Origin of the sequence: Thauera sp. AutoDN2 (assembly GCF_051280715.1) — a bacterium.
Taxonomy (GTDB): domain Bacteria; phylum Pseudomonadota; class Gammaproteobacteria; order Burkholderiales; family Rhodocyclaceae; genus Thauera.
Genome location: NZ_JBNCAR010000007.1, coordinates 133,902 through 143,633 on the forward strand (window position 1 = coordinate 133,902; position 9,732 = coordinate 143,633).

General features: G+C 65.8%; 7 protein-coding genes. 6 read left to right on the forward strand and 1 reads right to left on the reverse strand.

Annotation, left to right across the window (positions count from 1 at the left end):
• Window positions 1-38: 38 nt before the first annotated feature.
• From ftsZ to ACPT9U_RS06605, 3 genes are all read left to right on the forward strand, one after another.
• Window positions 39-1,181, forward strand: a complete 1,143-nt coding sequence (ftsZ, locus tag ACPT9U_RS06595) for a cell division protein FtsZ (protein WP_418364211.1) — start codon at window positions 39-41, stop codon at window positions 1,179-1,181.
• A gap of 320 nt (window positions 1,182-1,501) precedes the next feature.
• Window positions 1,502-2,428: a UDP-3-O-acyl-N-acetylglucosamine deacetylase gene (gene lpxC, locus ACPT9U_RS06600; RefSeq protein ID WP_418364210.1), complete on the forward strand. Its 927-nt coding sequence runs from the start codon at window positions 1,502-1,504 to the stop codon at window positions 2,426-2,428.
• Between the two features lie 73 nt (window positions 2,429-2,501).
• Window positions 2,502-2,690 (forward strand): hypothetical protein, encoded by a 189-nt coding sequence (locus tag ACPT9U_RS06605; protein ID WP_418364209.1) that lies wholly within the window; start codon window positions 2,502-2,504, stop codon window positions 2,688-2,690.
• Window positions 2,691-2,798: 108 nt separating this feature from the next.
• Here ACPT9U_RS06605 and ACPT9U_RS06610 read toward each other — a convergent pair whose 3' ends face one another.
• A complete protein-coding gene (locus ACPT9U_RS06610) occupies window positions 2,799-3,302 on the reverse strand; it encodes a DciA family protein (protein WP_435750288.1) in 504 nt (167 codons plus the stop codon).
• 42 nt (window positions 3,303-3,344) lie between these two features.
• On the opposite strand from ACPT9U_RS06610, the gene secA reads away from it, so the two are divergent.
• The 3 genes from secA to ACPT9U_RS06625 all read left to right on the forward strand — a co-directional run.
• The gene (secA, locus tag ACPT9U_RS06615; RefSeq protein ID WP_435750289.1) at window positions 3,345-6,080 is read left to right on the forward strand and encodes a preprotein translocase subunit SecA; all 2,736 of its coding nucleotides are present in this window, start codon (window positions 3,345-3,347) and stop codon (window positions 6,078-6,080) included.
• Between the two features lie 342 nt (window positions 6,081-6,422).
• On the forward strand, window positions 6,423-7,661 hold the full coding sequence (gene argJ / locus ACPT9U_RS06620) for a bifunctional glutamate N-acetyltransferase/amino-acid acetyltransferase ArgJ (RefSeq protein WP_435750290.1): 1,239 nt from the start codon (window positions 6,423-6,425) through the stop codon (window positions 7,659-7,661).
• 201 nt (window positions 7,662-7,862) lie between these two features.
• On the forward strand, window positions 7,863-9,732 hold a 1,870-nt coding region (locus ACPT9U_RS06625; RefSeq protein ID WP_435750291.1), incomplete at its 3' end, for a TonB-dependent receptor plug domain-containing protein.

The following is a 9,732-nucleotide window of genomic DNA, read 5'->3' on the forward strand; positions in this document are numbered from 1 at the left end:
GGTGTTGAGCAGGACCGTCAATTCAGGAGGCGAGGCAAATGTTTGAAATCGTTGAGAAGGAACCGACCGGGACCGTGATCAAGGTCATCGGCGTCGGCGGCGCTGGGGGGAACGCGGTCGATCACATGATCCGCGAGGGGGTGAAGGGCGTGCACTTCATCTCTGCCAACACCGACGCCCAGGCGCTCAAGCGCTGCCTGGCGCCGGTCAAGGTTCAGCTCGGCAACACCGGTCTCGGTGCCGGCTCCAAGCCCGAAGCGGGCCGTGCGGCCGCGCAGGAGTCGCGCGAGGACATCGCCGCGGTGCTCGAAGGCGCACACATGGTGTTCATTACTGGCGGCATGGGCGGTGGTACCGGCACCGGTGCAGCGCCCGTGGTGGCCGAGATCGCCAAGGAGATGGGCATCCTGACCGTCGCGGTGGTGACCAAGCCGTTCGACTTCGAGAACCGCATCCGTGTCGCCGAAAGCGGCGTCGAGGAGCTGACCCGCCACGTCGATTCGCTGATCGTGGTGCTCAACGACAAGCTGCTCGATGTGTATGGTGACGACGCCGGCTTCGAGGAGTGCTTCCGCTCCGCCGACAACGTGCTGCGCTCGGCGGTGGGAGGCATCGCCGAGATCATCAACGTCCCCGGTCTGGTCAACGTCGACTTCCAGGACGTACGCACCGCGATGGCCGAGATGGGCCGTGCGATGATGGGCTCGGCCGAGGCCGCCGGTCTGGACCGCGCCCGCATCGCAGCCGAACAGGCCGCCGTGTCGCCGCTGCTCGAGGGCACCGAGCTCTCCGGCGCGCGCTGCGTGCTGATCAACATCACCGCCAGCAAGTCGCTGAAGATGTCCGAAGTGCGCGATGCAGTGAAGACGGTGCAGGCTTTCGCCGCGCCCGAGGCCTTCGTCAAGTACGGCACCGTGTTCGAGGACGCCATGGAAGACCGTATCCGCATCACCGTCGTGGCTACCGGGCTCGGTGCGCCGCGCGCGGCGCGCCAGCCGGTCATGCAGGTGGTGCAGGGCACGGGCACCTACGGTCCGTCCATGGGCGGCAACGTCGACATGAACAGCCTGGACGTGCCGGCCGTGATCCGCAACCGCCGCAGCTCGACGGTCGAGGCCATGAGCACCAGCGGTGTCGGCACCTACGACATCCCGGCTTTCCTGCGCCGTCAGGCCGACTGAGCTTCGTCCGTGGGCGTGGGAGCAGGAGTGCAGTGCGAGTAGGAGCAGGAGTGGGCCCGGCCGTGAAACCGCCTCGTTCGCGGGCAGGCCCCGCTCCCGCGCAGCGCGCGCCTGCGCCAGGTTGACGCTGCCGCGATGTGTGCAGAGACGTCCCCGAAAACCCGCATCCAGACCGAAGCCTCCGGTCCGGTTGCGGGTTTTTCGCTTTATGGTTGCTGCTTTGCAACATCCGCTTTCGCAAGAGCCGTTCCGTATCGGAGCGATAGCCGGGACCTGCCGGGGGTGCGTGATAAAATCCGCGTTCGCAAAAGGAAAAGACCATGATCAGGCAGCGCACCCTCAAATCCATCGTCAAGGCCACGGGGGTCGGTCTGCATGGCGGGCGCAAGGTCAACCTGAGCCTGCGCCCGGCGGCGCCCGACACCGGCATCGTCTTCCACCGCATCGACCTGGATCCCCCTCTGACCCTGCCTGCTGACCCCTATTCGGTATGCGACACGCGCATGTGCTCCGGGCTGGAAAAGGGCGGGCAAAAGGTCGGCACGGTCGAGCACCTGATGTCCGCGCTTGCAGGCCTTGGCATCGATAACCTGCACGTCGACGTCGACGCGCCCGAGATTCCCATCCTTGACGGCAGCTCGGCGCCTTTCGTTTTCCTGCTTCAGTCCGCGGGCATCGAAGAGCAGAAAGCGGCGAAGAAATTCCTGCGCGTGAAGAAGCCTGTCGAGTACGTCGAGGGCGACAAGTGGGTGCGGCTGGAGCCGTACGACGGTTTCCGTCTCTCCTTTTCCATCGTCTTCAACCACCCCGCAATCGACTCGACCTCGACCAAGGTCATGATCGACTTCGCCGAACACTCCTATGTCCGCGACGTCGCGCGGGCGCGCACCTTCGGCTTCATGCAGGACGTGGAGTTCATGCGCGCCAACGGGCTCGCGCTGGGCGGCAGCCTGGAGAACGCGATCGTGATGGACGAGTACCGCGTGCTCAATGCCGAAGGGCTGCGCTACGGGGACGAGTTCGTAAAGCACAAGGTGCTGGACGCGATCGGCGACCTGTACCTGTGTGGCCACCCCTTGCTTGCGGCGTACTCCGCCCACAAGGCGGGGCATGCGCTGAACAACCAGATCCTGCGCGTGCTGCTGGAAGACAAGGAAGCCTGGGAGATCGTCAGCTTCGAGCGAGAAGCCGTCACGCCGGCCGCCGTCTCGCACCAGTTCGCACCCCTGGGCCACGCCTTCGCATGACGATGCGCATGCGCACAGTCGGTTGCTGCATGAAACGAAACGCTCGTCCCGCGGCGCCGGGAGGCGCCCCGGCATGCTGATCATGCGCCTGCTCCTGCTGCTGGCAGTGCTCGCGATCGGCGGCTCGGTGATCCTGTGGCAACTCACCGGCAACCCGCGCTACAAGGCCTGGGCGTGGAAAGCCTTTCGCGCTGCGGTCGTGCTCATCTTCGTGTTTCTGTCCCTGTTCGCGATCGAGCGCATTCTGGCGCCGATGATCTAGTCTTCCGCTGTCGTGACTGCCGAGTTGTGTGGTGATCAGCGGGCGCGTATGGTGCCGGTCAGCCACTTCCCATGCCTGAGCGCCGCGGCCGCGGCCGCAGCGGGCGCGTCATTGCGTTCGGGCGCGGCGTGCGAGGCGCTCGATCGCGCTGCGCAGCTCGGAGTCGGCGGGTAGCGAGGCGGCGAAATCCGTGAGGTGGTCGAGGCTGGCGCCGGAGAGCTTGCGCTGCGTGGCGGGGCGCTCGGGAGGGGGCATAGCGTCGGGGCTGAGAATGCGCACCTTGATGCCCTGCACGCTATGGCCCGCCATGCGCAAGTGCTCGGTCAGGCGAGGCAGGATCTGCTTGAGGCGCACTGCGGCGGCGGCCGTCTGCGCGAAGACCACGAGATGCTCGTCCTTGAGGTTGCCCACCCGGTACTGCGCGATGGCCTGCGCCGGCAGGGCGGTGGCGAGCGCGGACTCCAGCGCGGTTTGCAGGCGGCGCAGCCGGCTGGCGTGGTCCTGCAGCCGGGCGAGGGTTTCGCCGCTGCCAAGAAAGCGTCGTAGCGGATTGCTCATGTAGGGCGAGGCGCGGTCCCGATGGAGGCGCGATGAGGTGCATCGGATTGCCATGATAAACTCCCGCCTTTGCCGAATCGACCTCGACCCCAAAACATGATCTCCGGCCTGCTCAAGAAGATTTTCGGTAGTCGCAACGACCGCCTCATCCGCCAATACAAAAGCACCGTGCGCAAGATCAACGCGCTCGAGCCGGAGATGGCCGCCCTGTCCGACGAGGCCTTGCGTGGCAAGACCGCGGAGTTCCGCCAGCGCGTGGCCGACGGCGAGACGCTGGACGCCCTGCTGCCCGAGGCTTTCGCGGTGGTGCGCGAGGCCGGCAAGCGGGTGCATGGCATGCGCCACTTCGACGTCCAGCTCGTTGGCGGCATGGTGCTGCACAACGGCAAGATCGCGGAGATGCGCACCGGCGAGGGCAAGACCCTGGTCGCGACCCTGCCGGCCTACCTCAACGCGCTTGGCGGCAAGGGCGTGCATGTGATCACGGTCAACGACTATCTGGCCAGTCGTGACGCGGAGTGGATGGGGCGGATCTACGGTTTCCTCGGCCTGACCACCGGCTGCAACCTGTCGCGCATGCCGCACGACGAGAAGCAGGCCGCCTACGCAGCCGACATCACCTACGGCACCAACAACGAGTTCGGCTTCGACTACCTGCGCGACAACATGGTCTATGCGGCAAATGAGCGTGTGCAGCGCGGGCTCAACTTCGCGATCGTCGACGAGGTGGACTCCATCCTCATCGACGAGGCGCGCACGCCGCTGATCATCTCGGGGCAGGCCGAGGATCACACCGAGCTCTACCTCAAGATGAACCAGGTCGCGCCCATGCTGAAGAGGCAGGAAGGCGGGCTGGACGACAAGGACGCGGTGCTCGAGCCCGGCGACTACACCGTCGACCTCAAGGCCAATCAGGTGCTGCTTACCGAGCAGGGCCACGAAACCGCCGAGCAGATCCTGGTGCGCATGGGCATGCTGGCCGAAGGCACCAGCCTGTACGACCCGGGCAACATCCTGCTGGTGCACCACCTGTATGCCGCGCTGCGTGCGCACGCCCTCTACCACAAGGATCAGCAGTACGTGGTGCAGAACGGCGAGGTGGTGATCGTCGACGAGTTCACCGGCCGCCTGATGGCCGGCCGGCGCTGGTCGGACGGCCTGCACCAGGCGGTCGAGGCCAAGGAGGGTGTGCGTATCCAGGCCGAAAACCAGACCCTGGCCTCGATCACCTTCCAGAATTACTTCCGCATGTACGGCAAGCTCGCCGGCATGACCGGCACGGCCGACACCGAAGCCTACGAGTTCCAGCAGATCTACGGCCTCGAGACGGTCGTTATCCCGACCAACCGCCCGATGCAGCGCAAGGACGGGAACGACAAGGTCTACCGCACCGCGAAGGAGAAGTGGGATGCGGTGATCGAGGACATCCGCGGCTGCGTCGAGCGCGGCCAGCCGGTCCTGGTGGGCACCACCTCGATCGAGACCAACGAATTCCTCGCTGCGGAACTGAAGAAGGCGAAGATCGCCCACCAGGTGCTCAACGCCAAGCAGCACGACAGCGAAGCGCAGATCGTCGCCCAGGCCGGTCGTCCGGGCATGGTGACCATCGCGACCAACATGGCCGGTCGCGGCACCGACATCGTGCTCGGCGGCAACATCGAGAAGCCGGTTGCTGCCGTGCGCGAGGATGCGAACCTGTCCGACGCCGACAAGGAGGCGAAGATCGCCACCCTGCGCGCCGACTGGCAGAAGGTGCACGACCTGGTGATCGCCAACGGCGGCCTGCACATCATCGGTACCGAGCGCCACGAGTCGCGCCGCATCGACAACCAGTTGCGCGGCCGCGCCGGCCGGCAAGGGGATGCGGGTTCCAGCCGCTTCTATCTGTCGCTGGAAGACCCGCTGATGAAGATCTTCGCCGGCGAGCGCCTGAACGCGATCATGGTGCGGCTGAAGATGCCCGAGGGCGAGGCCATCGAGCACGCCATGGTCACGCGCTCGCTCGAGTCGGCGCAGCGCAAGGTCGAACAGCGCAACTTCGATATCCGCAAGCAGTTGCTCGAGTACGACGACGTCTCCAACGACCAGCGCAAGGTGATCTATCAGCAGCGTAACGAACTGCTCGAGAGCGAGGACATCTCGGACACCGTCCGCGCGATGCGTCAGGGCGTGCTGCACGAGATCTTCCGCCGCTACGTCCCTGCCGACAGCGTGGAGGAGCAGTGGGAGATCCCCGCACTGGAACAGGCGCTGCTCGGCGAGTGCCAGTTGCGCGTGCCGGTGGGTGAATGGCTGAAGGCCGAGCCCAGCCTGGACGACGACGCCATCCTGGAGCGCGTCATTCAGGCCGGCGAGGAAGCCTACGCCGCCAAGACGGCGATCGTCGATCCGGCGGCTTGGCACCAGTTCGAACGCAATGTGATGCTGCAGAGCCTGGACAACCATTGGCGCGAGCACCTCGCCGCGCTGGACCACCTGCGCCAGGGCATCCACCTGCGCGGCTATGCGCAGAAGAACCCCAAGCAGGAGTTCAAGCGCGAGGCCTTCGAGTTGTTCGAGTCCTTGCTGGACACCGTGCGCGCCGACGTCACCAAGATCCTGATGACGGTGCAGATCCGCACCGAGGCGCAGCTCGAAGAAGCCGAGAAGCCGCAGCAGGTCGAGAACGTGCAGTATCAGCATGCCGACTATGACGAGGCACTGGGCACGGGCGATGGCGAGAAAGGAGCGGCGCAGCCGCAGGTCAACGCCGGCCCCAAGGTCGGGCGCAATGATCCCTGCCCTTGCGGCTCGGGCAAGAAATACAAGCACTGCCACGGTAAGCTCAGCTGAGCCGGGCCCGGGGAGGACGACTGTCCGCGCCGGGTAAGGGTGTGAGCGAACGAGGGGGGCGGTTCCGGAAGGAGCCGTCCCCCTCGTTCGTTCAGGCACGCGGTCATGCGCACGTATTTCGGGTCGACGTTTTTCGCTGCGCTGGCCCGCATGAAAGCGGTCATCCGGCGTTGTAGGCATGCCTGTCGCATCGGCTTGCCGGCCTGGCAGACGGGGCGGGGGGGCGTGCGGCGTTTCCGCCGCTTGCGCCAAACCCTTTCCGGTAGCCTGAATCCGCTATCATTCGGCGACTCGACGCCGCCGGCCTTCCCGCTGCCGGTGTGTGCACTTCCGGAGATCCGCATGGCCGTCAATCTGAACACCCCGAACCCCGCCGATCTGCTGCCCGTTGGGGGCGTCCGCCTTGGTGTTGCCGAGGCGGGCATCCGCAAGGCCAACCGCCGCGATCTCACGGTCATCGCGCTGGAAGAAGGGAGCCGCGCCGCGGGCGTGTTCACCACGAACCGCTTCTGTGCCGCGCCCGTTCAGGTGTGCAAGGCGCACCTTGCGGGCGGCGCGATCCGCGCGCTGGTGATCAACACGGGGGTGGCCAATGCCGGTACCGGCGAGCCGGGCCTGGCCAACGCGAATGCCACCTGTGCCGCGCTGGCGCAGGAGATGGGTATCGAGGCCGGCCAAGTGCTGCCGTTCTCGACCGGGGTGATCCTCGAGCCGCTGCCCATGGACCGACTGGTCGCGGGTCTGCCGAGGGCGGTGGCCGACCTGCGCGCCGAGGGCTGGTTCGACGCTGCGCATGCGATCATGACCACCGACACGCTGGCCAAGGCAGTGTCGAAGCAGGTGCAGATCGGCGGCTGCACGGTCACGCTCACGGGTATCAGCAAGGGGGCGGGCATGATCAAGCCGAACATGGCGACCATGCTCGGCTTTCTCGCCTGCGACGCGGCAGTGTCCCAGGCGCTGCTCGAGGGGCTGGTCAAGGAAGCGGCCGACCTGTCCTTCAACAGCATCACCGTGGATGGTGACACCTCGACCAACGACTCCTTCGTGCTCATCGCCACCGGTGCTGCGGGCAATGCCGAGATCACCGACGCAGCGAGTGCCGACTACAAGGTGCTGCGCGATGCGGTGGTCGAGGTCTCGATCGCGCTTGCTCAGGCCATCGTGCGCGACGGTGAGGGGGCGACCAAGTTCATGACTATTGCCGTGGAGGGGGGCAAGGATCGGGAGGAGTGCCGCAAGGTCGCCTACGCAGTGGGACATTCGCCCCTGGTCAAGACCGCCTTCTTCGCTTCCGACCCCAACCTTGGACGCATCCTCGCTGCAATCGGCTATGCGGGTATCGATGATCTCGACGTGTCAAAGCTGCGCGTGTGGCTTGGCAGTCCTGAGGAATCCGTGCTCGTGGCAGAGCACGGCGGGCGGGCGGCGAGCTATGTCGAGGCGGCCGGCGCACGGATCATGCAGCACGCCGAACTCACGGTGCGCATCGATCTTGCGCGCGGCGATGCCGCGGCGACCGTCTGGACCTGCGATTTTTCGTACGATTACGTGAAGATCAACGCGGATTACCGCAGCTGATCCGCAATAAGGCGTTGCCGTTCCGGCCAGCGAGGGCGTGACGTGCTTCACTGGCCGAGCCGGATGCCCCGCTGCAGTGTTTCCGTTCCGGGCACAATCCGGCTCGTGGAGCGCGGAGGCGTCAGGGGACGGAGCGTGGGTAAACCGAGCCTGCAGAGAGAGCGAGGCATGAAGAGATTGTATTCGGGGGGCAGGCGTGGCATGCACAGGACCGTCGCGGCTTTGCTCGCGTCGTCCTGCCTGCTCGCGCCGGCGGTGAGGGCGAGCGGCCCCTTTTTCGACGAGATCCCGCTCGTGCTGACGGCGTCGCGACTTGCGCAGTCGCCGCTGGATGCGCCAGCGCCTGTCACGATCATCGATCGCGAGATGATCGCGGCCTCGGGTTTTACCGAGATCCACGATCTGTTGCGTCTGGCACCTGGTTTTCTGGTCGCCGATATCGCCGATTCGCAGCCTTCGGTCGCGCGTCATGGGCTCGGCGATGCTTACGATCGCCGGATCAAGGTCATGATCGACGGGCGCACCATCAACAGCCCGCTGTGGGGCGACACCCGGTGGGACAGCCTGCCCTTGCGCGTCGACGATATCGAGCGCATCGAGGTCGTGCGTGGGCCGAACGGCGCTGCCTATGGGGTGAATGCCTACCAGGGGGTGATCAACCTCATCACCCGTGCGCCAGCGACGGAGGCGGGCAAGACGGTGATCCTGCGCGCCGGCAAGGACCGCTTCTACGACTACGGGGTTCGCATCAACGGCGCGGCTGAGGGCGCACTCGACTGGAGGCTCTCGGCTTCGCGCCGCTCGGCGGTCAATTTCGAATCCCATTTCGAGAATCTGCCCACGTTCAAGCGCTGGCACGGGGCGGAAAGGCTGACGCGTAATGTGGCGAACTTCAATGCGGCGCTGCAGATGACGCCGCAGGATAGCCTCGCGCTACAGCTGGGCTTCAGCGAGGGGCCGAGCTGGCGCGGATCGCCCGACTACGATGACTTCCCCGAGCATGTCGAACGCGACCGTTCCCTGTATCTGCAGGCCGGTTGGGAGCGCGCGATTGGCATCGACTCCCTGCTGAGTGTGCAGTTCTATCATCAGAACGAGCGTTCCCGGGGCAACTGGCCGGTGCGCCAGGTCGACCCTGCGGGCGTGCTGCACACTTTCGGCACAGACCGCGACAGCGAGGTGCAACGCAACGACCTCGAGCTGCAATACAGCACGCGCCTGTCCGCATCCCTGACCGGCATGCTCGGCCTGGGCCTGCGCTCGGAGCGTGCGCGATCGCTGGGGCTCTTCGGTACGAGCGACTGGCTCGACGCGACCCATGGGCAGATCTTCGGCAGCGTGGAGTGGAGGCCCATCGAGGCCCTACGGCTGAATCTTGGCGGGACCTTCGAGGATCATCACTACAGCGGCGGCTTGTTCTCCCCGCGGCTTGCGGCCAATTACATGCTGGACCAGACGTCTGCGCTGCGGGTGTCGGCCGGCACGGCGTATCGGGCCCCGAGTCTGATGGAGTCGCGTGCGTTCCAGACATACCGTGAAGGGGACCTGATCCGCCGGATCCTGTTCCGGAGCCTGGGGCCACTCGAGGCGGAGCGCATGCGCTTCGTCGACCTGGGCTACATGGCGCAGCTCCCCTCCCTGGGGCTGACGCTGGATGCACGGGTCTTCCGCGAGCACTACGAGCGCTTCATCGACGACCGGAGCTGCAGGACCTACCCGCAGGGCTTCGATCTCGGCACGCTGCCGGACGACTACCAGCTTGCGGCCTGCAAGGCCGAGTCTCCGTCCAATTTCCAGCCGTTCGCGCTCGGCCAGAAGGCCTTCTACTTTTTCAACGGCAACGATTTCCGCATGACCGGTGCCGAGTTCACCGTAGACTGGCGGCGGCCGGGGTGGGGGCGCGTGATTCTGTCGCAAGCCTTCGTCCGCATCGACAAGGGTGCGCCCTACACCGACCAGGACATCCCGAACACCCGAGTTCGACAGTTACGCTCGCAAGTGCTTGTTTTTGCTAGAGCGGACTTTCAAAAATGCCACTACAACAGCGCCAGCTGCTCCGGCGCCGCTGGCT

Bases quoted from the DNA above. Each gene is read 5' to 3' on its own strand.
- ftsZ (WP_418364211.1), top strand. From the start codon at position 39: ATGTTTGAAATCGTTGAGAAGGAACCGACCGGGACCGTGATCAAGGTC.
- lpxC (WP_418364210.1), top strand. From the start codon at position 1,502: ATGATCAGGCAGCGCACCCTCAAATCCATCGTCAAGGCCACGGGGGTC.
- ACPT9U_RS06605 (WP_418364209.1), top strand. From the start codon at position 2,502: ATGCTGATCATGCGCCTGCTCCTGCTGCTGGCAGTGCTCGCGATCGGC.
- ACPT9U_RS06610 (WP_435750288.1), bottom strand. From the start codon at position 3,302: ATGGCAATCCGATGCACCTCATCGCGCCTCCATCGGGACCGCGCCTCG.
- secA (WP_435750289.1), top strand. From the start codon at position 3,345: ATGATCTCCGGCCTGCTCAAGAAGATTTTCGGTAGTCGCAACGACCGC.
- argJ (WP_435750290.1), top strand. From the start codon at position 6,423: ATGGCCGTCAATCTGAACACCCCGAACCCCGCCGATCTGCTGCCCGTT.